Consider the following 22,562-nt stretch of genomic DNA (forward strand, 5'->3'; position numbering starts at 1 on the left):
GCGGGGTGGCACGGTAGCGCGGTGAGCACACCATCGCACCCGGCAGACCGTCACGACATGATCCGCGTCCAGGGCGCCCGCGAAAACAACCTCAAGGACATCGACGTCGAGCTCCCGAAGCGCCGGTTGACGGTGTTCACCGGCGTCTCCGGCTCGGGCAAGAGCTCGCTGGTGTTCAGCACCATCGCGGCCGAGTCCCAGCGGATGATCAACGAGACCTACAGCGCGTTCGTGCAGGGGTTCATGCCCTCGCTGTCGCGCCCGGACGTGGACCACCTCGACGGCCTCACCACGGCGATCATCGTGGACCAGGAGCGGATGGGCGCCAACGTGCGCTCCACCGTCGGCACGGTGACCGACGCCAACGCCCTGCTGCGCATCCTGTTCAGCAAGCTGGGCCAGCCCCACATCGGCTCACCGCAGGCCTACTCGTTCAACGTGCCTTCGGTGACGGGCTCGGGGATGATCAAGACGGAGAAGGCGGGGCGCGTACAGAAGGAGGCGAAGACCTACACCCTTGTCGGCGGCATGTGCCCGCGCTGCGAGGGCAAGGGCAACGTCTCCGACATCGACCTCACCCAGCTCTACGACGAGTCCAGGTCCCTCAACGACGGCGCGCTCACCATCCCCGGGTACACCGGCGACGGGTGGTACGTGCGCATCTTCACCGCCTCTGGCTTCCTGGACCCGGACAAGCCCATCAAGGACTACTCCAAGCGCGAGCTCGACGACCTGCTCTACAAGGCGCCCACCAAGATCAAGGTGGACAACATCAACCTCACCTACGAGGGCCTCGTGCCGAAGATCCAGAAGTCGTTCCTGGCCAAGGACCCGGACGCGATGCAGCCGCACATCCGCGCCTTCGTCGAACGCGCCGTGAAGTTCGACACCTGCCCCGAGTGCAACGGCACCCGCCTCTCCGAGGGCGCCCGTTCCTCGAAGATCGACGGCGTGAGCATCGCCGACGCGTGCGCCATGCAGCTGACGGATCTCGCCGCCTGGATCCGCGGGCTCGACAAACCGTCGGCCGCACCGCTGATGAGGAACCTGCAGCACCTGCTGGACTCGTTCGTCGAGATCGGGCTGGGCTACCTGTCGCTCGAGCGCCCGTCGGGCACCCTGTCCGGGGGCGAGGCGCAGCGGGTGAAGATGATCCGGCACCTCGGCTCGTCGCTCACGGACGTCACCTACGTGTTCGACGAGCCCACCATCGGCCTGCACCCCCACGACATCGAACGCATGAACACGCTGCTGAAGTCCCTGCGGGACAAGGGCAACACGGTGCTCGTGGTGGAGCACAAGCCGGAGACCATCGCCATCGCTGACCACGTCGTCGACCTCGGCCCCGGGGCGGGTACGAAGGGCGGCGAGATCTGCTTCGAGGGCACAGTGGCTGACCTGCGCGCCAGCGACACGCTCACCGGCCGCCACCTCGATGACCGTGCCCGCCTCAAGGACACCACCCGCACCCCCACGGGCGCCCTGGAGATCCGGGGCGCGTCGACGAACAACCTCAAGGAGGTGGACGTCGACATCCCGCTCGGCGTGCTCACCGTGCTGACGGGGGTGGCCGGCTCCGGAAAGAGCTCGCTCATCCACGGCTCGATGCCTGCCGACGCCGGCGCCATCACCATCGACCAGACCGCCATCAAGGGCTCGCGGCGGAGCAACCCTGCCACCTACACCGGCCTGCTCGAGCCCATCCGCAAGGCGTTCGCGAAGGCGACCGGCACCAAGCCCGCGCTGTTCAGCGCCAACTCGGAGGGCGCCTGCCCCGCCTGCAACGGGGCTGGGGTCATCTACACCGAGCTCGGCTTCATGGACACCGTCGCCACCCCCTGCGAGGAGTGCGAGGGCAAGCGTTTCCAGCAGGCCGTGCTCGAGTACCGCTGGGGCGGGAAGAACATTGCCGACGTGCTCGCGATGCCTGTGACCGAGGCGCTGGACTTCTTCGGCTCGGGCGAGACGAGGACCCCGGCGGCGCACGCCATCCTCGTGAGGCTGAACGACGTGGGCCTGGGCTACATCTCCCTCGGTCAGCCGCTCACCACCCTCTCCGGTGGCGAACGGCAGCGGCTCAAGTTGGCAGTCGCGATGGCGGACAAGGGCGAGATCTACGTGCTCGACGAGCCCACCACCGGCCTGCACCTGGCGGACGTGGCGCACCTGCTCGCGCTGCTGGACCGCCTGGTGGACTCCGGCAAGTCAGTGATCGTGATCGAGCACCACCAGGCGGTGATGGAGCACGCTGACTGGATCATCGACCTCGGTCCAGGCGCGGGCCACGACGGAGGGCGGATCGTGTTCGAGGGAACCCCTGGTCAGCTCATCGCCGACGGGTCCACCCTGACCGGGCGGCACCTGTCCGCCTACGTGAGCGCCTAGCGATACCGCGCTCCCTGAGGAGGGCCGCCCGCGAAGCGGCGTGGGCCCCTCCCCATCGCTCCCTGAGGAGGGCCGCCCGCGGAGCGGCGTGGCCCGTCCCCATCGCTCCCTGAGGAGGGCCGCCCGCGGAGCGGCGGCGGCCGTCTCGAAGGGTTGTGACTGTCACCTTCACGCATTCTTAGTGTCGGGTGCGGTGAGCCGTGAGTCGAGGCCCGGGCGGCCGTTGTTCATGTTCTTGAGGTCGTCGCGGCCGGGGCTCGTGGTCGGGTTGTGGAGGCCGCCCGGGCCTCGTCTCCCGTCTCCCCGCACTCGTCCTGCTCGTGGCGTAGTCCTGTCCGGGTGCGTGCCGGCAGGGCGGCGTTGGGGTTGGGCCCGCTTGGGCGGGATGCCGGTTGGGTGATCGTCGGGTTGGGCACCGCTGCGCAGTGCCGCCCTGCCGTCCCCCACCCTTGTGTGATGTCTCAGGACATCGTTGACAGTTGTGCATCAGGACATGGGTGACAGTTGATGTATCAGGACATCGGTGACGTTTGTGGGCGTCGTGGGCCTCGGGGGTGGCCGTTGCTGACGTAGCGGGTGCCGGGCGGGGCGAGGAGGTGCTCGGCGAGGACCTCGCCGGTGAGGGTGTCGATGAAGTCGATGCGGTTGCCGTTGATGGCGGTTCGGACGAGTGTGCCGGCGTGGTTGCTACCGATCTGGTAGGCCGTCTTTTTGACCTTCACGCTGCCGCCGCCGCGGACTTTGAGGATGTGACCGGCGGTCGGGGCGGTGGCCGCCGCCGCGGTGGTGGCGGGTCGTGGCGTCGCGGTGGCGGGTTCGGGGATGGTGATCTCGGTGGGCGTCGGGTGGGGTCTGGGCGGGTCCGTGACCGGTGTCGCGTCCCAGGCCTGCTGGGGGGTGAGGCGGCCTGGCAGTCCCTGGTGGGGGCGTTGGGTGTTGTAGATGTGGTCGAACTGGTCGACCTGATGCTGCAGCTCTGCGATCGTGGCGGCGATGGGTTGCTTGTCGAGCCAGCGGAACAGGGTTTGGTGGAATCGTTCGTTCTTGCCCTGTGTCGTGGGCCGGCCGGGGCGGCCGGTGATGGGCTGGACGCCCAGGCCGGTGACGTAGGTGACCAGCTGGCCGTGCCAGCCGCGACGCGAGGGGTTCAGCGCCATCCCGTTATCGGTGAGCAGACGTTGCGGGACCCCGCGGGCGGCGATGCCGTTCTTGACCACTGTCAACGCGGCTTCGCTGGTCTCACCAGTGGCGACCAGGGACGCGACCGCGAGCCGTGAGTGGTCGTCTTGGAGTTGGAAGATCACGCAGCTGCGGCCCTGGGCCAGTACGTACTGCGTCGCGTCGAGTTGCCAGCAGGCGTTGGGTGCCGGATACACGAACCGTCGATACGCGGCCCGCGGTTTCTTCTTCGGCTCGAGCCGGGCCACGCCCTTCTCCCTGAAGATCCGCGACAACGCAGCGATCGAGGGCGGCTGCAGACCCAGGGTGGTCATCTTGTCGAACACGCTGATCGGGCCGTGATCGAGCCCTGAGCGCTCCAACGCGGCCCGGACATCGACCGCGTCCTGCTTGGCCTGGTCGCTGATCGCGGTGGGGCTGGTCCTGGGCCGCCGCGACCTTGGCTCCAGGGCCGCGGCCGGGCCCTCCGCGACCGCCCGCCGCCGGATCTCGTAGAACGACTGCCGCGAGATCCCATGCTCCGCACAGAACGAGGACACCGCCCCCCGCGGCGCTTTCTCAGGCCACCGGGCAATAGCGAGACGGACACGGGGATCAACAGGATCGTTCTTCACACCGGCCATCAGAGCGCAGAAGTGTCAGGACCAAGACCCCCCGAACTGTCAGCGATGTCCTGACCCAGAACTGTCAGGGATGTCCTCAGACATAACACGTCCCCCACCCTTGCTCTCGGATGAGGGTTTTCGACCTTTCGAGGCTTCCTTCGCGACGCGGGACCCCCAGGAACCGAACCTCGCCGCCCTGCCGTCCCCCACCCTCGCTGTCAGCCGTGGGTTCTCGACCTTTCGAGGCTTCCTTCGCGACGCGGGACCCCCAGGGGCCGAGCTTGGCCGCCCCTGTTTCGCTCCCTGAGGAGGGCCGCCCGCGGAGCGGCGGCGGCCGTCTCGAAGGGTCGTAACTCCAGCTGACAAGCAATCTCTGGATCGCTGGGGCCGCTCCGCCCCTGTTTCGCTCCCTGAGGAGGGCTGCCCGCAGAGCGGCGGCGGCCGTCTCGAAGGGTCGTAACTCCAGCTGACAAGCAATCTCTGGATCGCTGGGGCCGCTCCGCCCCTGTTTCGCTCCCTGAGGAGGGCCGCCCGCAGAGCGGCGGCGGCCGTCTCGAAGGGTCGTAACTCCAGCTGACAAGCAATCTCTGGATCGCTGGGGCCGCTCCGCCCCTGCATCCGAGGGCTGGTCAGCCAAGCTCGATCGACCGGCCCTCAAGGGCGCTCTGCCGCGCGGCGTCGAGCACCTCAAGGGCCCGGATCGCGTCGGCCCCGGTCACCGGCATCGGCCCTTCGCCGGCCACGGCACGCGCGAACTGGGAGTAGAAGTCCTGGTAGGCACCGCGCTCCGACGGCACCCGCCTCTCCCCCGCCGCGGTGTGCAGCACGCCCCATCGTTCCTCGGCCTCGTAGCCCCACGCCTGTCCCTCGTCGACGGGGCGGCGGCCGGAGAACACCGCCTGGGCCTGCACGTCGCTCATCTGCGATTCATAGCTTCCCGCGCTGCCGTAAGCGCGCAGCTCGCGGGCGACGAGGTGGTTAGCCTTGCTGGCACGCATCGTCGAGCTCACCCCCAAGGTGTGGCGCAGGACCACGGAGAACCCCGCGTCTGTGAGCCCCTCCGGCATGTTCATCCAGTCCAGCTTGGCGTAGACCTGGTCCACGGGGCCGAACAGCCACAGCAGCTGATCCGCCAGATGCGTGCCGAGGTCGCGCAGGAGTCCGCCCGTCGGGCCGGGGTCGAGCGTGGAGGGCTCGTCGAGGTCGAAGCGGGACTCGACCCGCCACGGCGTGCCCAACTCGCCGGCGTCGAGGACCGCCTTGAGGGTCCGTACGTCGGTGTCCCACCGCCGGTTGTGGAACACGGCCAGCGGGGCTCCGAGGCGTTCGACGTCGGCAACCAGCTCGCGCGCATCCTGGGCGCTGGGGGCGAAGGGCTTGTCCGCGACGATCGCGACGCCCCGCTCGGCCGCCTCGAGGACGAGGTCCCGCCTCGTCTCAGGCGGAGTGGTGATGGTGACGGCGTCGACGCCGGAGTCCAGCAGGGCGCTCATGGAGTCGAACACCGGGACCCCCGGAAGGTCCGCTGCGACCTCGGCCCGCCGGGCCGGGTTGCGTGTCACCACGCCCGCGAGCTCAAGTCCTTCTGCCGCCTGGATGAAGGGGGCATGGAAGATCCTGCCACCCATGCCGTATCCCACCACGCCGATCCTCATGGCGGCAGTATGCCCGGTCAATCCCCGCGACGGTGGGCGGGATCAGGTGGACGCGGCGCCGGTGCGCGCCCAGCGCCCCGACCGGCTCTCGGGCGTCAGCGACCATCGCACGACGGCGGTGGCGAACCGCCCGCAGGGCAAGCCCACCAACCTGTCGAACCAGCGGCTCGTCGGGAGCCCCAATTCCCGGCGCGCCCACACGGGTAGCGTCGAGATGGCGCCTGCCGCCAGCATCCAGTACCCGGGACGGGCGGGCCATGGGATGGGTGGGTGGCGAAGGAGGAACGTGACGGTGTCGACGGCGGCTGCCGAGGCGCGCAACTCGGGTCGGTACCGCTCCAGAGCCGCGAGCAGGTCCGCCTCGGTCCGGGGAAGGTCGACGGCGCCGAGGAGCTCACCGACGGGCGCGGCCTGGGCCACATACTCGTCGGCCTCCGCCCGGCTCAGCCTCCGGTCCCCGAAGTGCTGGAAGCTGGCCAGGAAGCTCTGCGTCTCGGTGAGGTGCACCCACTCGAGGAGGTGCGGGTCCGACGCCCGGTATGGAGTGCCGTCGTCGGCCTTCCCCCGAACGCGCTCGTGGACGGCCTTGACCCGCTCGATGAGCGCACGCGCCGACGGGATGGGGCCGTAGGTGGTCATCGCGATGAACTCCGAGGTGCGCTGCAGGCGTCCCCACGGGTCCGACTTGTAGCCGGAGTGCCCCGCGACACCCGCCATCGCGGCGGGGTGCAGAGTCTGCAGGAGAAGGGAACGGATCCCGCCCGCGTACATGGCCGCGTCCCCGTTGACGTGCCAGATCACGTCCTCTGGTGTGTGCCACCGCTCGCCGTCGACCTGCCAGATGAAGTGGGCCTTCTCGTCGGCGTCCTCACCTGCCACGCGGCTGCGCAGGGTACGGCCGAGCAGGAGGCGGGTGCGCTCAAGCGGGCTGTGCATGGCTCCGAGAATACGTCGGGCGGCCGGTTCTCCGGAGTCCAGTCGCTGGGGGTGGCGACTGGGAGCGCCTGGGTGGGCCTCAGCCGTCGACGGCGCGCTGCAACTCCGCCTTCGTCATGGCTGAGCGGCCCCTGACCCCCATTGCCTTGGCCTCGTTGTAGAGCTGGGCCTTGGTGCGGCCACCCGGACCCTTGTGGGAGCGGAGGCCGCCTCGTCTTCCTGAGGAGATGTCCTCCCGCGAGAGCCGGCTGGACTCCTTGGCCTCACCTGCGCGGGCCCGCTCCTTGTTGACGGTCCGGGCCGCGATTTCCTCGGCCGTGTCCTCAGCCTCGCCTCGCTCGAGGAGGCCGTCCTTGATGTGCTCGTACTGGCGTTCGCGCTTGTCGCTCCATGCCTCCTGGGGCATGACGGGCCCCTTCCTTCGAGCCATCCACGCTACGCGGCGGAGGGCTCAAGCACCACCCCCTAGGCCCTGTTGTTCTGGTGATGCTGCTGCTTCACGCGGGAGGACGTATCGTCGGCGGGCTCGGTGCGCTCATTGAGCTCGATCCAGGAGGTGTCACAGCCGGGGCATCGGTACACGGGCGCGCCCTCGACCCGCTCGTCGGTCTCAACGGTGCCGCAGGCGTCCTGGCACGGCCACGTGGTGAGGAATCGGGCGCTCATCCCCCAACCCTAGAGCCTGCCCCCATGCCCCGAAAAGCGAGAGAGCCCCGGCCGAAACCGGGGCTCTCTGCTGTGGGTTGCCTCAGATCACTGGGCGACGACCTCGAAGGGAACGTACGCGGTGACAGCCTGGTGCAGCTTGACAGCGGCGGTGTGCGTGCCGACGGACTTGACCGGCTTCGCGAACGAAACCGTGCGCTTGTCGATCGTGGGGCCGCCGGCCTTCTTGACGGCGACCGCGAGGTCGCTGGAGGTGACGGAACCGAACAGGTGACCCTGATCGGAGACCCGTGCCCCCACCGAGACGGTGAGGCCCTCGAGCTGGACGCGCAGTTCCTGCGCGTGCTCGACGCCACGCACCTCACGGGCGTCACGCGCCCGCTTGATGCCGTCGATCTGCTTCTCGGTGCCACGGGTCCAGCGGATCGCCTTCGACTGTGGCAGCAGGAAGTTGCGGCCGTAGCCGTCCTTGACTTCAACGACGTCCCCGGCGATGCCGAGCTTGTCGACGGTGCTGGTCAGAATGAGCTTCATTGTTTCTCCTCCTGCGCTCAGCGAGCGGTCGACGCGTAGGGCAGCAGGGCCACCTCACGCGCGTTCTTGACGGCGATGGCAACCTTGCGCTGATCCTGAACCGACAGCCCGGTGACGCGGCGGGCGCGGATCTTCCCACGCTCAGAAATGAACTTCTTGAGCAGGTTGACGTCCTTGTAATCGACGTTTGCGACCCGCGTCTTCTTTACCGGAAGGATCTTCTTCTTGTTCACAGGCTTGCGCTGTGGACCGGCCATTGTGGTGCTCTCCTTTACTCCCGGGCTTGCCGCCCGTGAAAGCCCGTCTTGCGACGGAATGTGCCAGCTAGCCCAGGCGGGCTAGTTAAGCGGATGGATCAGAACGGGGGCTCTTCCGGCTGGGACTGTGCCCAGGGATCGTTCCCGCCGCGGTTGCCGCCGGGTGCACTGGGTGCACCGGCTGCTCCGGAGCCGGACCACGGATCGGACTGCTGTCCGCCACCGCCGCCAGCCTGGGCGTTACCGCCGCCCTGATTGCCCTGCCAGCTACCGCCACCGCCGCCGCCCTGAGTACGGGTGATCTTGGCCGTGGCATAGCGAAGGGCCGGACCGACCTCGTCGACATCTACCTCAAACACGGTGCGCTTCTCACCCTCGCGGGTTTCGTAGCTGCGCGACTTCAGCCGACCGGAAACGATGACGCGGGTGCCCTTCTGCAGGGACTCGGCCACGTTCTCGGCGTACTGACGCCACACGGAGCAGTTGAGGAACATGGCGTCGCCGTCCTTCCACTCGTTCGTCTGACGATCGAACGTGCGGGGGGTGGACGCGACCGTGAAGTTCGCGACGGCCGCCCCATTGGGCGTGAAACGAAGCTCGGGATCGGCGGTGAGGTTGCCGATGAGCGTGATGGGGGTTTCGCCTGCCATGTCTGTGTGTGCCTTCCGATATCGGACTTGGGTTGCCTCTGCTACCTTACGGCGCCCCTCCGACACTCGGTGCCGGATCTGCGCCTGGTGCGACTGCCTTCACTCTTGGCTGATCGCCCCGAGTTTTCTCAGTCTGCACAGAGGCTGTGGATAACTTTCAGTCCTCGCGACGCAGCACCTTGGTGCGCACGATCCGCTCGTCGATGGACATGAGTCGATCCATCTCGGACACGATCGCGGGCTCCGCGGTGATCTGCAGCACGGCGTAGATCGCTTCGGACTTCTTGTTGATGTCGTAAGCGAGACGACGACGACCCCAGTGGTCGGTGTTGTCGACGGTGCCACCACCCTTGGTGATGACTTCGAGATGCTTATCGACGAGCGCGGGAACAAGGCGTTCATCAACTTCAGAATCGATGAGAACCATGACTTCATACTTGCGCATGCTCAGCCCCACCTCCTTCGGACTAACGGCCACGGGTCTGTCCCGCGGCAGGAGGGCATGACTGACTTCGGATGTCAGCCGACCGCCTAGGTTACCCGTCGGCACTGCACGGGGGAAATCGCCGGTCCCCGCCGGAGGGGTGCGTTGAGCAAATGGCAGGGCTCAACGATGCGCCCACGCTCAAGCTCCCCCGGCCCGGCTCCACGACCCGTGCCATTTGCTCAACGCCCTCCCCCGGAGGACCAGAATCCGAGACCGGACCGGATCAATCAGCGACGCGCAACTGCTCCAAGCGCCCGCTGGCCACGATCGTCCCCCAGAACGCCTCCGCCCACCCCTCGTAACCGCGGTCGTTGGGATGGAAGAAGTCGCCGGCGGTGTGCCGGTGATAGCCGAGCATGCCGGTCTGCCGCGACACCCGATGCAGCGGCACCAGGTGATGCCCGTGCCGCTCCACCAGCGCCGCGGCCAGGACCGACATCCGCTGGGACTGCCCCCCGAGCACCGGCACCATGAACCACGGAACGTCGGCGACGAAGCTCCCCGCGGGCAGCGCCGCGAGGATCTGTTCCAGGCTGCGTTCGAACGTGGCGGCGTTGTGCCCGGGGTAGATGACGTCGTTGCCGCCGATGTCCAGGGTCACCAGGTCCGGCACGAAACCCAGCTGGGCGAACTGCGGAAGCTGGTCGCGCACCACGTCGTCGCTGGTGGCGCCCGAGACCGACAGGTTGGTGACCAGAACGTCGCGGCCGCTGGCGGTGCGCAGCCGCTCGGCGATCCTCGGCACGTACCCGCGGGTCACGGCCGTGGCGCCCACGCCCTGGGCGGCCGAGTCCCCCAGCGCCACGTAGCGCAACCCCTCGGCCCCCTCGGGACGCTGCCCCCAGTGGGCGCGGTAGTCCTCGACATGGCGGTCGATGGTGCGGCGCCCCTCGAGCCAACGGGTGGCCAGCGCGGACGCCGTCGCTCCGGCCAGCACGCCGCCGACGAAGGGCGCCGCCCAGACGGGACGCACCTCAGCGCCGTCGGCGGTAGGGGCCGGGCAGCACCGGGTTGCCGTCCTTCGCCCAGGCGCGGAGCCCGCCCGCGACCGACTCCGCCAGCAGCCCCTTGGACCGCAGCTCGGCCGCCGCGATCGAGGACCGCAGGCCGTTGTCGCAGATGACGATCACCGCACCGTCGCGCTCCGCGAGCGGGTCGTCGCCGTGGATGGCGTCCAGGGGGTTCTCGTGCAGGGCCTTCGGGTCCACCGGACGCGCGCCCGGCGCGTGGCCTGCCTCGTACTCCACCTGGGTGCGCACGTCGATGAGCACCGCGCCCTTACTGAGCGCCATCAGCGTCTCCTCGACGGAGAGGCCGGGCGAACGCTTCCCGAGGAAGTCAAGCAATCCCATGGGCATATGGTGCTCCCTCGGCGTCGGGCAGCCAAGTCAGCCGCCTCACAGGATGCCGAACATCACCAGCCCGACCGCGCCCACGAGGGCGCTGAGCCCCAGCCCGAGCAGCAGGTAGCCGGCCCACCGCTTCCGGGCCCAGCGGCCGGTCAGCACCGGCAGCGCCAGCGCCGCGACACCCACAGTCAGCGCCACCCCACGGGTGAACATCCCCGGCCCCGCGACCTCGAAGTCCACGCCCACGCCCCCGTCGTCAGGGAGCAGCGCCGTGCCGAGCAGCGCGACGATGCCCCAGGCCGCCATCGCCAGCGAAGCGGCCGCCATGGTCAACGCCCCCGGCCAGGTGGCCCACCAGGGGCGACGGTGCGTCCTCGTCACGGCTGCGCGCGCCGGGCCTCCATCCGGGCGTACATCTCGTCGACGAGCGCCTTGAACCGGGCCTCGACCGCGCGGCGGCGCACCTTCAGGGTGGGCGTGAGGAGGCCGTTGTCCATGGTGAACTCCTCGTTGAGTACCTGCGTGTCCTTCGGCCGCTCCTGGCTGGGCAGCTTCGCCGTCATCTCGTCGACCCGCTTCTTGAGCTCCTCGAGCAGTTCGTTGCTGGCGAGCCAGTCGTGCACCTCGCCGGGCCACGCGCGCGTCTTGGCCAGGGCTTCCACGTGCGGCAGCGACGGCTTCACCAACAGCGTGACGAAGGGGCGGTTGTCGCCGAGGAGCACGGCGTGCTCGAAGAGGGGGTCCGACAGGATGAGGCCCTCGATGGGCTGGGGGGCCACATTCTTCCCGCCGAGGGTGACGATGATGTCCTTCAGCCGATCCGTGATGGTGAGGAACCCCTCGGTGTCCACATAGCCGACGTCGCCGGTGTGCAGCCACCCGTCGATGAGCACCTCGGCCGTGGCCTCAGGGGCGTTCCAGTAGCCGAGCATCACGTTGGGGCCCTTGTAGAGGATCTCGCCGAGGTCCCCGATCCGCAGCTCGCCGCCAGGGAGCACCTTGCCGACGGTGCCGGCCTTGAAGTCGTCCGGCGCGTTGAACGAGATCAGCGGCGAGGTCTCCGTCAGCCCGTAGCCCTGCTGGATGGGGAGTCCCACCGAGGAGAAGAACTCCTCGATCTCCGGGCGCAACGGCGCCCCGCCGCAGGCCAGGACGGTCTTGGGCCCGCCGAGAGCCGCGCGGACGTTGCCCAGCACCAGCTTGTCCGCCAGCGCCAGCTGGGTGCGCAGCAGGGCGCTGGGGCGCCTGCCGGAGCGGTAGGCGTACTGGTTGTGGCGGCCCACCTTGAGCGCCCAGGCGAAGATCTGCCGCTTGGCCGCGGACGACTCAACCTTCGCGTGGGCAGTGGCGTACACCGTCTCGAACAGCTTCGGCACGCTGACCATCATGGTGGGCTGCGCCAGCACCATCTGCTCGGCCACGGTCCGCGCGTTCTCCACATAGGTGTTCATGGACCCGTGCAGCAGCACCACGTAGGTCCACGCCCGCTCCAGCGCGTGCGAGAGCGGGAGGAAGCTCAAGGAGTGGTCCTCGGGCTGGATGTTGAAGAAGCTGTCCAGCGCGTCGCTCTGCGTCACGAAGGCGCTGTGCTGCAGCATCACGCCCTTGGGGTTGCCGGTGGTCCCCGAGGTGTAGATGATCGAGGCGAGGTCGTCGCCGCTGGCTTCGGCGAAGCGGGCCTCGACGGCGCCGTGGTCTGGCTCGGCCAGGAAGTCCGCGTAGCTCGTCACGCTCTCCGGCATCCCCGGGTAGGGCTTGAGGATCACGACGTGGGCCAGGTCCGGCAGTTCGTCGGCCACAGACAGGACGCGCTCACACTCGCTCTGATTGCCGACGAACATCACCGTGAGTCCCGAATCGGCGGCGATGTGGCTGATCTGCTCAGGAGTGGAGGTGGCGTACAACGGCACCGGGACGGCGCGGGCGGTGGCCGCCCCGAAGTCGATCTCCGACCATTCCGGCCGATTGGCGAGGAAGATCCCGACACGGCCGCCGGGCTCGACGCCGAGGTTGAGCAGCCCCTGCGCGACGCGGTTGACCTTGTCCTGGAACTGGGTGTACGTCTGCGTGACCCAGCGGTCCCCCTCGCGGATGCGGGTGGCGGTGCGCGACCCGTGCAGCGCGACGACGGCGCGAAGACGCGTGACGACGTGGTTGATCTGCGGCATGGTGACTCCCTCGACGGCCTGTGTGCCCAGGCTACTCAGGCCATTAGCCTGGGCGCATGAAACTTGGCGCACACGTCGACTCCACCGATCCGCTGTCCGACGCCGCCGCGCTCGGCCTGGACGTGGTTCAGATCTTCCTGGGCGACCCGCAGAGCTGGAAGAAGCCCGCCACCCTGGTCGACGGCGGGGCCGCTGCGCTGAAGTCCGCAGCGGAGGCCGCCGGGGTCGGCATCGTCGTCCACGCCCCCTACGCCCTCAACGTGGCCTCCACCAACAACCGAATCCGCATCCCCTCGCGCAAGCTGCTGCAGCAGACGGTCACGGAGGCCGCCGCCGTCGGCGCCATCGGCGTGGTGGTCCACGGAGGCCACGTCACCGCGGACGAAGACCCGGCGGTCGGATTCGCCAACTGGCGCAAGTGTGTGGACGCGCTGGAGCTGAAGGTGCCGATCTTCATCGAGAACACCGCCGGCGGCGGCAACGCGATGGCCAGGCACCTGGAGGCCATCGATCGGCTGTGGGACGCCCTCTCGGGCTCGCCGAACGCGGACCGGGTGGGCTTCTGCCTCGACACCTGCCACGCGCACGCCGCCGGCCTGGAGCTCGACGGGCTGCTCGGGCGCGTGAAGGCGATCACCGGCCGGGTGGACGTGCTGCACTGCAACGACTCCCGCGACGAGGCGGGCAGCGGCGCGGACCGGCACGCCAACCTGGGTCAGGGGCTGATCGACGGCGACACCCTGGCCGCCCTCGTGCGGGAGGCGGACACCGTCACCCTCCTTGAGACCCCGGGCGGGGTCCCCGAACGAGCTCTGGACCTCGCCTGGCTGCGCGGACGCCTCTGAGATCAGGGCGGCTCCCGCTACGGCGTCCGGCCGCAGGGTTGGGCTACCGGGCCTGCCGTTTCACGAACTCGGCCATGGCGGGGACCGTGTACGCCACCACCCCGTGATCCGGCGAATAGATCAGACCCTTGTTGATGAGGTTGGCCCGCACGGGCCCGAGGGCGGTGGTCTTCTTCCGCAGGCGAGCGGCCACCTCACCCGAGCTGCTCCCACCATCACCATTGACCGCCATGGCCTTCAGGTACTCCTTCTCCGCGCTGGTGGCCCGATCCCAGCGGATCCGAAAGAAGCCCGTGTCGAGCGCGAGTTGACCGATCGCCACCCCTAACTTCGCGTCTGGCAGGGTGATCGGAGGCAGCTCCGTCGCGTTCCACGTGTCCTGACCGAACTGCTGAAGGAAGTACGGGTAGCCGCTCGCCGCCATCACGATGTGGTTCATGGCTGCCTCGTCCCACCCCACACCCTCTGCTTCGGCGGGAGTCACCAGTGCGGCAGCGGCGTCGTCATCGGCGAGCGCATCGACTGTTCGGTAGTTGAAGAGTCGTTCGGCGTAGGATTTCGCCTCCGCGAGCTTGCGTGGGAGACTCGGCAACCCGGCGAGTGCGAGAACGAGGCGGTCCTGCCGCTGGTTGGCTGCGTGGACGATGGAACACAACGCGATCAGTTCCTCGTCGGGTAGGTCCTGGGCCTCATCGACGAGAACCGCCACACCAACCCCCTGTTCCTCCGCAGCGCCACCGAGGTCCCGAAGTAGCTTCCCCAGATCGGACTCGAACGTCCCGGTGTCCGCGCCTCCGCCTGGGCTGTCGTTGAGGTTGACCCCGAAGTTCCACGTGCCCGTGAGGTCGTACGAGGCTTTGAAACTCAGGGCGGTCTTCAATGCCTTCAACACCCTGGCGCCCACACCGGGCTTCGCCAGGTCCACGAGATTGTCATGGAGGGCCTCGCCCACCATGTCACGCACAGACCTCCCGGATTTCGCCTCGATCTGGGCCACGATCCAGCCCCGTTCGGCGGCCATTCGAGCGAACTGGGTGAGCAGCACCGTCTTGCCCACCCCGCGGAGCCCATAGAGGACAACCGACTGGGCGTCCCTCCCGATAGTGATTCTTCTGAGCGCGACGTCCCAGGCCTCCAGCTGCGTCCCGCGTCCGACCAGCGCCGCTGGAAGGCGTCCCGCCCCGGGCGAGTACGGATTCGACACTGGATCCACGACGACCTCCCTGTGTATCGATTGATGTCCCAATGTATCAAGAACTTATACAGGCCCACAGATGGCTATAAACCTCGCCGATGTCGATGTTCCGGCATCACCGGAGGCCTTGTGCGCCCGATAGACTGACCCCGCCACCACGAACCCAAGGAGACGGGAGTTCTGGCGTGCTTCTCGCACTGATCGCCGCCCACGCGGTGCTCGGCGCGCTCGCACCACTCTTCGTCCGCTGGTTCGGGGCCCGCTCCTTCTTCGTGCTGATGCTGGGCCCCCTTGCCGCGGCCGTGTGGCTCACCAGCCTCGCCCCCACCGTCGTCGCCGGCGGGGAATACCTCGAGAGCTATCAGTGGATCCCGCTGCTGGGCGTGGACCTCACGCTCCGGATCGGGCTGCTCCAGTGGGTGCTCGCCATGATCGTGACCTGGATCGGCGCCCTGGTCCTTCTCTACAGCCGGTGGTACTTCGACGGCATGACGGTGGCCCGGTCCGCGGCCATCCTGACGATCTTCGCCGGCACGATGCTGGGGCTGGTCACCGCGGACAACCTGGTGGTGCTCTACATCTTCTGGGAGTTGACCACGATCTTCTCCTACCTGCTCATCGCCCACGACCCCACCCGTCGGGCCAACCGCGGCGCCGCGCAGACCGCGCTGATCGTCACCACCACCGGCGGACTGGCCATGCTCGTGGGCATCGTCGCGCTGTGGCAGACCTCCGGCACGCTGTCCATGCAGGAGATCCTGGCGGAGCCGCCGACGGGCACGCTGGCCACCGTCGGCGCGCTGCTGATGCTGGTGGGCGCGCTCAGCAAGTCCGCCCTCGTCCCGTTCCACTTCTGGCTGCCCGGCGCTATGGCCGCGCCGACGCCCATCTCGGCCTACCTGCACGCCGCCGCCATGGTGAAGGCCGGCGTCTACCTGGTGGCCGCCCTCGCCCCCGCCTTCGCGTCGGTCCCGTGGTGGCGGCCTACCATCATGCTGCTGGGCATCATCACCATGATCCTGGGCGGCTGGCGCGCCCTCCGCCAGACGGACCTCAAGCTCCTCCTCGCCTACGGCACGGTGAGCCAACTCGGATTCCTGGTCCTGCTGGTGGGGCTCGGCACCGAGGCGGCCGCCCTCGCCGGGCTCGGGATGGTCATCGCGCACGCCCTGTTCAAGTCCACCCTCTTCATGTGCGTGGGCATCATCGATCACTCCGCCGGGACCCGCGACCTCCGCGAGCTCAGCGGCGTGGGGTACCGGGTGCCGTGGCTGGCCGCCCTCGGCGGGCTGGCCGTGCTGTCCATGGCGGGGGTGCCACCGCTGGTGGGGTTCGTCGCCAAGGAGGCCGCCTTCGAGTCCATCCAATATCTCGTCTCCGGGGACGTGGAGGCTGTGACCCCGCTGGCCGCGGCCGCCCTGGCCGGCGCGCTGGTCTTCGGCTCAGCGCTCACCGCGGCGTACTCGCTGCGCTGGTGGTGGGGGGCGTTCGCGTCCAAGGACGGCGCCCCGGAGCTGTCCTGGCACCGGCCCGCCGTCGGGATCGCCGCCGTGCCGATGTTCCTGGGCCTGCTGTCCCTGATCGGCGGGTTCCTCGGCCCCCAGCTGACTGATCTGCTTGACCCCTACGCCCGCACCGTCGCCACCGGCAAGGCCAGCCACGGCTTCGCGCTGTGGCACGGCTTCACCCCGCCCCTGATCATGTCGATCGTCGCGTTGGTGGCCGGTGTTGCCCTCTTCGTGTTCCGTGAGCGCATCGCCCGCATCCAGGCCACGTTCCCGCAGGTCACCACGGCCGAGGAGTTCTACCACCGCTCCATGCACAACCTGGACCGGGTGTCGGTCGAGGTCACGGCCCGCTCCCAGCGCGGATCGCTGTCGATCTACCTGGGCACCATCCTCGTCACCCTGGTGACCCTGGCCAGCTACGCGCTGCTCCGGGTCCGCCTCTGGCCCGAGATCCGGGTCTTCGACCACTGGGCACAACTGCTGGTGGCGGCCGTCATGATCACCGCCGCCGTCCTGGCCGCAGGATCGCGGGGCCGGATCCGCGGCGTCCTCCTGGTCGGCGTCACGGGCTACGGGTTGGCGCTGATGTTCGCCATGGCAGGCGCCCCCGATCTGGCCCTCACGCAGGTCCTCGTCGAAACCGTCACGCTGGTGGTGTTCGTGCTGGTGGTGCGCAAACTGCCCCGCTACTTCACCAACCGGCCCCTCAGCTCCACCCGGTGGTGGCGGGTGCTTGTAGCCGCCGCGGTGGGGACCACGGTGACCCTGGTGGCGATCGTGGCAGCCGGCGCCCGGGTGGCCGATCCGGTGTCCGACGCCTGGTACGAGGCCGCCTACCAGATCGGCTACGGCAAGAACATCGTCAACGTCGCCCTGGTCGACACGCGCGCCTGGGACACCCTCGGGGAGATCGCGGTGCTGGTCATCGCGGCCACCGGCGTCGCCTCGCTGATCTTCCTCCGCTCCCGCGTGGGGTCGGTCACGCGCACCGACGAGGTCTTCGAGGACCGCGAGGACGCCCCCATGTCGGACACCGCTCCGGGGGTGTGGCTGCGGGCGGGCCAGACGCTGTCCCCCCTGGTCCGGTCGCTGGTCTTCGAGGTGATCACCCGGCTGTTGTTCGGCGTGATGATCATCCTGTCGGTCTATCTCCTGCTGGCCGGCCACAACTCCCCCGGCGGCGGCTTCGCCGGAGGGATGGTGGCGGGCATGGCCCTGATCATCCGCTACCTGGCGGCGGGGCGTCACGAGCTCGACGAGGCCGCCCCGTTCGACGCCGGCCGCCTACTGGGCGGAGGCCTGTTCCTGCTGCTGGGAACCGCCGTCGTCCCGGTGCTCTTCGGCGGCAAGGTGCTGGAGAGCTACGAGTACTACTGGGACGTGCCGGGCCCGGACGCGCTCTCCACGCCGTGGGGCGCGCTCCCCCTCTTCGGTGAGGTGCACCTCGTGTCGTCGACGATCTTCGACCTGGGCGTCTACCTCGTGGTGGTGGGCATGCTGCTCGACGTGGTCCGCAGCCTCGGCTCGGGAATCGACCAGCACGCCAGCGACCAGCTGGCCCCCATGCCGCTCCCGGACTCCACCATCGCGCTTCCGGCGCGGCACGGCGGAACCGCCGAGGACCGCGGCCGGCCGGACGCGCACGACGACTCCCCGCGCCACACCCGGCACACCCGACGCGGGGAGGAGCTGCGATGACAGCCAACCTCGTCCTGGCCGTCACCGCGGGCATCCTGGTGGCCTCCGGCGTCTACCTGTTGCTCGAGCGCTCCCTGACCAGGATCCTGCTCGGCGTCCTGCTGGCCAGCAACGGCGTGAACCTCCTGTTCATCGTCGCCGCCGGAGAACCGGGCGCCGCGCCCATCGTCGGACTGGCGGATCCTGATCAGACCTCGGACCCGCTGCCGCAGGCGATGGTCCTCACTGCCATCGTCATCACCATGGCGGTCGCGGCGTTCGTGCTCACCGTCGCCTACCGCAGCTTCCAGCTGCACGGGCACGACGAGGTGGCCGACGATGTCGAGGACGCCCGCATCCGGCGGCTCGCCGAGGCGGATGTGGCCTCCGAGTCCTACGAGGACACCACCTTCTCCGACACCGGCGAGGACGTGGTGAGCGAATGATGGAGAACCTGCTCCCCGTGCCGGTGCTGCTGGCCATCTTCGGCGCCGCCGTCGCCCTGGCGCTACCGCGGCGCCCGGCCACCCAGCGCATCGTCTCGGTACTCAGCCTCTCCGGCATCGTCGTGGTGGCCGGCATCCTGATCTGGCACACGCATCAGGTGGGGCCGATCGCCTTGTGGCTGGCGAACTGGCCGGAGCCGCTCGGCATCGCGTTGGTGGCGGACCGGCTGAGCTCCCTGATGCTGTTCGTGGCATCGGTGGTGGCCCTGTGCGTCCTCCTCTTCGCCACCGGCCAGGACAGCGACGAGGTGCGCCGCGAGACCCCCGTGTCGATCTTCCACCCCACCTTCCTGCTGCTGATGGCCGGCGTGTCGAACGCGTTCCTGGCCGGGGATCTGTTCAACCTGTTCGTGGGATTCGAGATCCTGCTGTTCGCCTCCTACGTGCTGCTCACGCTGGGCGGCACGGGAGACCGCATCCGCGCCGGCACCACCTATGTGATCGTCTCCCTGCTCAGCTCATCGCTGTTCCTCATCTCCATCTCGGCGGTCTACGCCGCCACGGGCACGGTCAACCTCGCACATCTGGCGGTGCGTCTGCGGGACCTCAGCGAGCCGGTCCAGCTACTGCTCGAAGTGCTTCTGATCGTCACCTTCGCCGTCAAGGCGGCGATGTTCCCGCTCGGGTCCTGGCTGCCGGACTCCTACCCCACAGCGCCCGCGCCCGTCACCGCGGTCTTCGCGGGCCTGCTCACCAAGGTGGGCGTGTACGCCATCATCCGCACCGAGACGCTGCTGTTCCCGTCGTCACCGGTCAACGACGTCCTGATGGTGGCCTCGCTGCTGACGATGGTGGTCGGCATCCTGGGCGCCATCGCGCAGGTGGAGATCAAGCGCATGCTCTCCTTCACCCTCGTCAGCCACATCGGATTCATGATCTTCGGCATCTCGCTCGGCAGCGACGCGGGGATGGCGGCCACCATCTTCTACACGGCCCACCACATCACCATCCAGGCCACCCTGTTCCTCGTCACCGGGCTCATCGAGCGTCGCGGCGGCACGTCGTCGCTGGAGGGCCTCGGCGGGCTCCTGAAGGTGGCTCCGCTGCTGGCCGTCCTGTTCTTCCTCCCGGCCATGAACCTGGCCGGGATCCCGCCCTTCTCGGGGTTCATCGGCAAGCTCGGCCTGCTTCAGGCCGGGGCCGCCCACGGCGGCGCGCTGGCCTGGGCGGTGGTGGCCGGCGGCGTGGTGACCAGCCTCCTCACCCTGATCGCCATGGCCAAGGTGTGGAACCGGGCGTTCTGGGGCGTCACCCCGGCCGAGCATCGCCGCGCCGAGTCGGAGCGGCTCAACGAGGACCTGGACGAGCTCATCGACGACGACACCCGGCCCATGCCGCCGCTCCAGGTGGGCGCCACGATGGCGCTGGTGGCGTTCGGCCTGGCGCTGACAGCCTTCGCCGGCCCGCTGTACGAGTACACGCACGCCGCCGCCGCCGCGCTGCGCGACGGGTCGTACATCGTCGCCGTCCTCCCCGAGGGGTTGCGATGATGAAGTCCACCACCCCGTGGCGCCAACGGTTCAGGTTCCGGCCGCTGTCGGTGTTCGGCATGGCAGGCGTCTGGGTCCTCGCCTGGGGCAGCGCGTCCCCGCTGGCGCTGATCTCGGGCATCGCGCTGGGCTGGATCATCGGCGTGATGTTCCCGCTGCCCCCGATCTTCTGGCAGGGCCGGTTCCGCCCCGTCGGTTTCGCCCTGCTGACCTGGCACCTCCTCTACGACCTGGTGGTCTCGTCGGTCCGCCTGCTGCGCCTCGCCTTCCAGCGGGAGGTGAACCTCCACGCCGGGATCGTGCGCGTGGACCTCCACACCGACGACGACCTGTACCAGGTCCAGGTGGCCGAGATCCTGTCGCTGGTGCCGGGGACGGTGGTGATCGAGGTGGTCCGAGAGCCCCGTCGGCTCTACATGCACGCCCTCGAGCTGGTCGACGACGCGGCCCTCGACAGGGTGCAGCACATGGCCATGGCCGTCGAGTCGCGGGTGGTGCGGGCCTTCGGCTCCGACGAGGAGGTCGCCGCCTTCGACGCCGCGTGCCTCATCCACCCCGTCAACGCGTCCCCCCGGATGGAGGAGTGACATGGTTCAAGTGCTCACAGACGTGATCCTGAGTGTCGCGGCCGTGGTGCTCACAGTCTCCGCGATCATCGGGGCCAACCGGATCGCCGAGGGCCCCACCCAGCTGGACCGCTCCGTGGCCGCGGACCTGATCGTGGCCGTCGTCGTGGCTTCGCTGGGGTTGTGGACGGTGTGGTCCGACAGCTCCACGGAGGTGCTCATCCTGGTGCTGCTGTCCATGCTGGGCTTCACCAGCGCCGTGTCGGTGGCGCGGATGGTGGCCGACCGGATGGCCACCCGGCGTCACTACAGCGCCAACCGAGGGCGGAAGGGGGCCCAATGACAGACGAGATCTTCGACCTCATCGCGTCGCTGTTCGTGCTGGCGGGCGCGCTGCTGTGCTTCGGCGCCGCCGTCTCGCTGGTGCGCTTCCCCAACGTGCTGGGAAAGATGCACGCCATCACCAAACCCCAGGTGCTGGGGTTGATCTCGGTCACGGTGGGCATCACGCTCAGCCTGCGCACCTGGTGGGCGGTGGGTCTGTGCCTGCTCGTCATCGTGCTGCAGCTGCTGACCGCGCCTGTGTCCGCGAGCCTGGTGGCGCGCGGCGCCTACCGCGCCGGGCTGATCAAGGACGACCTGCTGCTGGTCGACCACCTCACGGAGGACCTCGAGCAGGCGGGATACACCCGCCCACCGGAGAGCACCCGCTGAGCGGGTCAGCTCACAACAGTGCCTCGGCCAGGAGCTCCAGGCCGCGGAGCTTGGCCGGCCAGGCATCGGCCGGGTCGCCGTTGCGGGCGCCCGCCACTGGATGCACCATGATCTCGTCCACCCCGAACTCGTCGGCGGTGGCCAGCAGCTGGTCGCGGACCTGCGCCACGTCGCCCACCGCCCAGCTGGCTACGGCGGGCGCGACGGCGGCGCGGAGGTCATCAGTGAACAACGCTCGCACCTCGTCGCCGACGTGCGGCTGCGGGTCCATGCCTCCGCGGGTGGTCAGTGAGGCCATGAGGTACTGATGGGGCTCGGAGAGATCCCATGCCTCGTCCGCGGTTTCGGCCACGCACACGTTGACGCTGACGAAGGTGCGCGGGCGGAGCTCTTGCCCGCCCGACTGGAAGCCGCCGCGGTAGAGGTCGAGGGCGCGTTGGGTGCCGCGGCCCGAGAAATGGTGCGCGAACACGTAGGGAAGCCCGAGGGAGGCCGCGAGCTCAGCCGAGTAGTCGCTGGAGCCGAGCAGCCACACCTGCGGCGCCGCCTCCAAGGTGGGCGCGGCACGCAGCGTGTAGGTCTGGCCGTGGCGGAGGCGGATCTCGGCGCCCCCGGGGCTGAGCAGGGCGAGGATGTCGGTGACGTTGCGCGGGAACTCCAGTACAGGATCCATCGGCCGGCCCGCCGCGTCGACGAACTGCCCGCCGCCGAGGTGACCGCGGATCGCGGCTGAGGTGACGGGGTCCGTGCCGGGCGCGCGGCCGATGCCCAGATCGATCCGATCGCCGTAGACGGCAGCCAGCAGCGCGAACTGCTCGGCGATCGCGAGCGGGGCGTGGTTGGGCAGCATCACGCCGCCGGACCCGAGCCGGATATGGGAGGTGCCCTGCCCGAGGTACATGAGCTCGACGGCGGGGGACGTCGACGCCACGGAGGTCGCGTTGTGGTGCTCCGCCACCCAGTAGCGGGTGTAGCCGAGGCGGTCCGCGGCGTCGACCAGGGCCTTGCCCGCGCGGAGGGCCTGGCCGGTGCTCTGGCCGCGGCGGACGGGGAGAAGATCGAGGACGGAGAGGCGCATGAGTCCCGAGCCTATGCGCCCCCCGAGCCCGCGCCCCTCCTGGACTGTCCCGCCCGGGATGCCCCTCCACTTCATCCACCGCGCGACTTCGTTCATTGACTCGCCCAGACAG

At 69.1% G+C, this 22,562-nt stretch carries 22 protein-coding genes and 1 pseudogene; 8 read left to right on the forward strand and 15 right to left on the reverse strand.

Annotated elements, in window-relative coordinates; translation table 11 throughout:
• Positions 1 to 57: 57 nt before the first annotated feature.
• Positions 58 to 2,385, forward strand: a complete 2,328-nt coding sequence (locus ACX1D1_RS00220) for an ATP-binding cassette domain-containing protein (RefSeq protein WP_459056604.1) — start codon at positions 58 to 60, stop codon at positions 2,383 to 2,385.
• A 770-nt stretch (positions 2,386 to 3,155) separates the two neighbouring features.
• On the opposite strand, the pseudogene ACX1D1_RS00225 reads toward ACX1D1_RS00220, so the two are convergent.
• The 13 genes and pseudogenes from ACX1D1_RS00225 to ACX1D1_RS00285 all read right to left on the reverse strand — a co-directional run.
• Positions 3,156 to 4,178: pseudogene (locus ACX1D1_RS00225) on the reverse strand (integrase core domain-containing protein); the annotation flags it as partial.
• Positions 4,179 to 4,798: 620 nt separating this feature from the next.
• On the reverse strand, positions 4,799 to 5,824 hold the full coding sequence (locus tag ACX1D1_RS00230) for a Gfo/Idh/MocA family protein (RefSeq protein WP_459055418.1): 1,026 nt from the start codon (positions 5,822 to 5,824) through the stop codon (positions 4,799 to 4,801).
• Positions 5,825 to 5,866: 42 nt separating this feature from the next.
• Positions 5,867 to 6,760 (reverse strand): oxygenase MpaB family protein, encoded by an 894-nt coding sequence (locus ACX1D1_RS00235; RefSeq protein WP_459055419.1) that lies wholly within the window; start codon positions 6,758 to 6,760, stop codon positions 5,867 to 5,869.
• 79 nt (positions 6,761 to 6,839) lie between these two features.
• Entirely contained in the window at positions 6,840 to 7,166 is a 327-nt protein-coding gene (locus tag ACX1D1_RS00240; protein ID WP_459055420.1) for a plasmid stabilization protein, read from the reverse strand.
• 59 nt (positions 7,167 to 7,225) lie between these two features.
• Positions 7,226 to 7,426 (reverse strand): hypothetical protein, encoded by a 201-nt coding sequence (locus ACX1D1_RS00245; RefSeq protein ID WP_459055421.1) that lies wholly within the window; start codon positions 7,424 to 7,426, stop codon positions 7,226 to 7,228.
• Between the two features lie 87 nt (positions 7,427 to 7,513).
• Positions 7,514 to 7,960 carry a 50S ribosomal protein L9 gene (gene rplI, locus ACX1D1_RS00250; protein ID WP_182798916.1) on the reverse strand — a complete coding sequence of 149 codons (447 nt, stop codon included), beginning with the start codon at positions 7,958 to 7,960 and terminating at the stop codon, positions 7,514 to 7,516.
• 17 nt (positions 7,961 to 7,977) lie between these two features.
• Complete coding sequence (gene rpsR / locus ACX1D1_RS00255; RefSeq protein ID WP_182781363.1) at positions 7,978 to 8,217, reverse strand: 30S ribosomal protein S18; 240 nt, start codon at positions 8,215 to 8,217, stop codon at positions 7,978 to 7,980.
• 98 nt (positions 8,218 to 8,315) lie between these two features.
• Entirely contained in the window at positions 8,316 to 8,867 is a 552-nt protein-coding gene (locus ACX1D1_RS00260) for a single-stranded DNA-binding protein (RefSeq protein ID WP_182781362.1), read from the reverse strand.
• Positions 8,868 to 9,024: 157 nt separating this feature from the next.
• Positions 9,025 to 9,312, reverse strand: coding sequence for a 30S ribosomal protein S6 (rpsF, locus tag ACX1D1_RS00265; RefSeq protein ID WP_182781361.1), 288 nt, complete (start codon positions 9,310 to 9,312; stop codon positions 9,025 to 9,027).
• Positions 9,313 to 9,577: 265 nt separating this feature from the next.
• Complete coding sequence (locus tag ACX1D1_RS00270; protein ID WP_182781360.1) at positions 9,578 to 10,327, reverse strand: SGNH/GDSL hydrolase family protein; 750 nt, start codon at positions 10,325 to 10,327, stop codon at positions 9,578 to 9,580.
• Between the two features lies 1 nt (position 10,328).
• A complete protein-coding gene (locus ACX1D1_RS00275) occupies positions 10,329 to 10,706 on the reverse strand; it encodes a rhodanese-like domain-containing protein (protein WP_182781359.1) in 378 nt (125 codons plus the stop codon).
• A 45-nt stretch (positions 10,707 to 10,751) separates the two neighbouring features.
• Positions 10,752 to 11,084 carry a hypothetical protein gene (locus ACX1D1_RS00280; protein ID WP_459055423.1) on the reverse strand — a complete coding sequence of 111 codons (333 nt, stop codon included), beginning with the start codon at positions 11,082 to 11,084 and terminating at the stop codon, positions 10,752 to 10,754.
• Positions 11,081 to 12,871, reverse strand: coding sequence for an AMP-dependent synthetase/ligase (locus tag ACX1D1_RS00285; RefSeq protein ID WP_459055425.1), 1,791 nt, complete (start codon positions 12,869 to 12,871; stop codon positions 11,081 to 11,083). The genes ACX1D1_RS00280 and ACX1D1_RS00285 overlap by 4 nt, the downstream gene beginning before the upstream one ends.
• 56 nt (positions 12,872 to 12,927) lie before the next feature.
• Between ACX1D1_RS00285 and ACX1D1_RS00290 the strand changes: the two genes are divergently transcribed.
• Complete coding sequence (locus ACX1D1_RS00290) at positions 12,928 to 13,716, forward strand: deoxyribonuclease IV (protein ID WP_459055426.1); 789 nt, start codon at positions 12,928 to 12,930, stop codon at positions 13,714 to 13,716.
• A 43-nt stretch (positions 13,717 to 13,759) separates the two neighbouring features.
• Here ACX1D1_RS00290 and ACX1D1_RS00295 read toward each other — a convergent pair whose 3' ends face one another.
• Positions 13,760 to 14,929, reverse strand: coding sequence for an ATP-binding protein (locus ACX1D1_RS00295; RefSeq protein WP_459055428.1), 1,170 nt, complete (start codon positions 14,927 to 14,929; stop codon positions 13,760 to 13,762).
• 167 nt (positions 14,930 to 15,096) lie between these two features.
• Between ACX1D1_RS00295 and ACX1D1_RS00300 the strand changes: the two genes are divergently transcribed.
• From ACX1D1_RS00300 to mnhG, 6 genes are read left to right on the forward strand one after another with little or no spacing between them, the layout of a single operon-like run.
• Entirely contained in the window at positions 15,097 to 18,117 is a 3,021-nt protein-coding gene (locus ACX1D1_RS00300; RefSeq protein WP_459055430.1) for a Na+/H+ antiporter subunit A, read from the forward strand.
• Positions 18,114 to 18,542 (forward strand): Na(+)/H(+) antiporter subunit C, encoded by a 429-nt coding sequence (locus tag ACX1D1_RS00305; RefSeq protein WP_182798924.1) that lies wholly within the window; start codon positions 18,114 to 18,116, stop codon positions 18,540 to 18,542. The genes ACX1D1_RS00300 and ACX1D1_RS00305 overlap by 4 nt, the downstream gene beginning before the upstream one ends.
• Positions 18,539 to 20,092, forward strand: a complete 1,554-nt coding sequence (locus tag ACX1D1_RS00310; protein WP_255443456.1) for a Na+/H+ antiporter subunit D — start codon at positions 18,539 to 18,541, stop codon at positions 20,090 to 20,092. The genes ACX1D1_RS00305 and ACX1D1_RS00310 overlap by 4 nt, the downstream gene beginning before the upstream one ends.
• A complete protein-coding gene (locus tag ACX1D1_RS00315; RefSeq protein ID WP_459055431.1) occupies positions 20,089 to 20,679 on the forward strand; it encodes a Na+/H+ antiporter subunit E in 591 nt (196 codons plus the stop codon). The genes ACX1D1_RS00310 and ACX1D1_RS00315 overlap by 4 nt, the downstream gene beginning before the upstream one ends.
• A 1-nt stretch (position 20,680) precedes the next feature.
• Complete coding sequence (locus tag ACX1D1_RS00320) at positions 20,681 to 21,001, forward strand: monovalent cation/H+ antiporter complex subunit F (RefSeq protein WP_459055433.1); 321 nt, start codon at positions 20,681 to 20,683, stop codon at positions 20,999 to 21,001.
• Positions 20,998 to 21,372 (forward strand): monovalent cation/H(+) antiporter subunit G, encoded by a 375-nt coding sequence (gene mnhG, locus ACX1D1_RS00325; RefSeq protein ID WP_459055435.1) that lies wholly within the window; start codon positions 20,998 to 21,000, stop codon positions 21,370 to 21,372. Before ACX1D1_RS00320 ends, mnhG begins: the two co-directional genes overlap by 4 nt.
• Positions 21,373 to 21,382: 10 nt before the next feature.
• Here mnhG and ACX1D1_RS00330 read toward each other — a convergent pair whose 3' ends face one another.
• Positions 21,383 to 22,450 carry an LLM class flavin-dependent oxidoreductase gene (locus tag ACX1D1_RS00330; RefSeq protein ID WP_459055437.1) on the reverse strand — a complete coding sequence of 356 codons (1,068 nt, stop codon included), beginning with the start codon at positions 22,448 to 22,450 and terminating at the stop codon, positions 21,383 to 21,385.
• Positions 22,451 to 22,562: the final 112 nt, after the last annotated feature.

It is taken from the genome of Tessaracoccus luoxuelianae (genome assembly GCF_054483915.1).

What these genes read in the sequence shown, in the direction of transcription:
- ACX1D1_RS00245 (WP_459055421.1), bottom strand. Translation starts at nt 7,426, where the DNA reads ATGAGCGCCCGATTCCTCACCACGTGGCCGTGCCAGGACGCCTGCGGC.
- ACX1D1_RS00220 (WP_459056604.1), top strand. Translation starts at nt 58, where the DNA reads ATGATCCGCGTCCAGGGCGCCCGCGAAAACAACCTCAAGGACATCGAC.
- ACX1D1_RS00240 (WP_459055420.1), bottom strand. Translation starts at nt 7,166, where the DNA reads ATGCCCCAGGAGGCATGGAGCGACAAGCGCGAACGCCAGTACGAGCAC.
- ACX1D1_RS00315 (WP_459055431.1), top strand. Translation starts at nt 20,089, where the DNA reads ATGATGAAGTCCACCACCCCGTGGCGCCAACGGTTCAGGTTCCGGCCG.
- rpsF (WP_182781361.1), bottom strand. Translation starts at nt 9,312, where the DNA reads ATGCGCAAGTATGAAGTCATGGTTCTCATCGATTCTGAAGTTGATGAA.
- ACX1D1_RS00260 (WP_182781362.1), bottom strand. Translation starts at nt 8,867, where the DNA reads ATGGCAGGCGAAACCCCCATCACGCTCATCGGCAACCTCACCGCCGAT.
- ACX1D1_RS00310 (WP_255443456.1), top strand. Translation starts at nt 18,539, where the DNA reads ATGATGGAGAACCTGCTCCCCGTGCCGGTGCTGCTGGCCATCTTCGGC.
- ACX1D1_RS00290 (WP_459055426.1), top strand. Translation starts at nt 12,928, where the DNA reads ATGAAACTTGGCGCACACGTCGACTCCACCGATCCGCTGTCCGACGCC.
- ACX1D1_RS00285 (WP_459055425.1), bottom strand. Translation starts at nt 12,871, where the DNA reads ATGCCGCAGATCAACCACGTCGTCACGCGTCTTCGCGCCGTCGTCGCG.
- ACX1D1_RS00305 (WP_182798924.1), top strand. Translation starts at nt 18,114, where the DNA reads ATGACAGCCAACCTCGTCCTGGCCGTCACCGCGGGCATCCTGGTGGCC.
- ACX1D1_RS00330 (WP_459055437.1), bottom strand. Translation starts at nt 22,450, where the DNA reads ATGCGCCTCTCCGTCCTCGATCTTCTCCCCGTCCGCCGCGGCCAGAGC.
- rpsR (WP_182781363.1), bottom strand. Translation starts at nt 8,217, where the DNA reads ATGGCCGGTCCACAGCGCAAGCCTGTGAACAAGAAGAAGATCCTTCCG.
- ACX1D1_RS00320 (WP_459055433.1), top strand. Translation starts at nt 20,681, where the DNA reads ATGGTTCAAGTGCTCACAGACGTGATCCTGAGTGTCGCGGCCGTGGTG.
- rplI (WP_182798916.1), bottom strand. Translation starts at nt 7,960, where the DNA reads ATGAAGCTCATTCTGACCAGCACCGTCGACAAGCTCGGCATCGCCGGG.
- mnhG (WP_459055435.1), top strand. Translation starts at nt 20,998, where the DNA reads ATGACAGACGAGATCTTCGACCTCATCGCGTCGCTGTTCGTGCTGGCG.
- ACX1D1_RS00230 (WP_459055418.1), bottom strand. Translation starts at nt 5,824, where the DNA reads ATGAGGATCGGCGTGGTGGGATACGGCATGGGTGGCAGGATCTTCCAT.
- ACX1D1_RS00235 (WP_459055419.1), bottom strand. Translation starts at nt 6,760, where the DNA reads ATGCACAGCCCGCTTGAGCGCACCCGCCTCCTGCTCGGCCGTACCCTG.
- ACX1D1_RS00275 (WP_182781359.1), bottom strand. Translation starts at nt 10,706, where the DNA reads ATGGGATTGCTTGACTTCCTCGGGAAGCGTTCGCCCGGCCTCTCCGTC.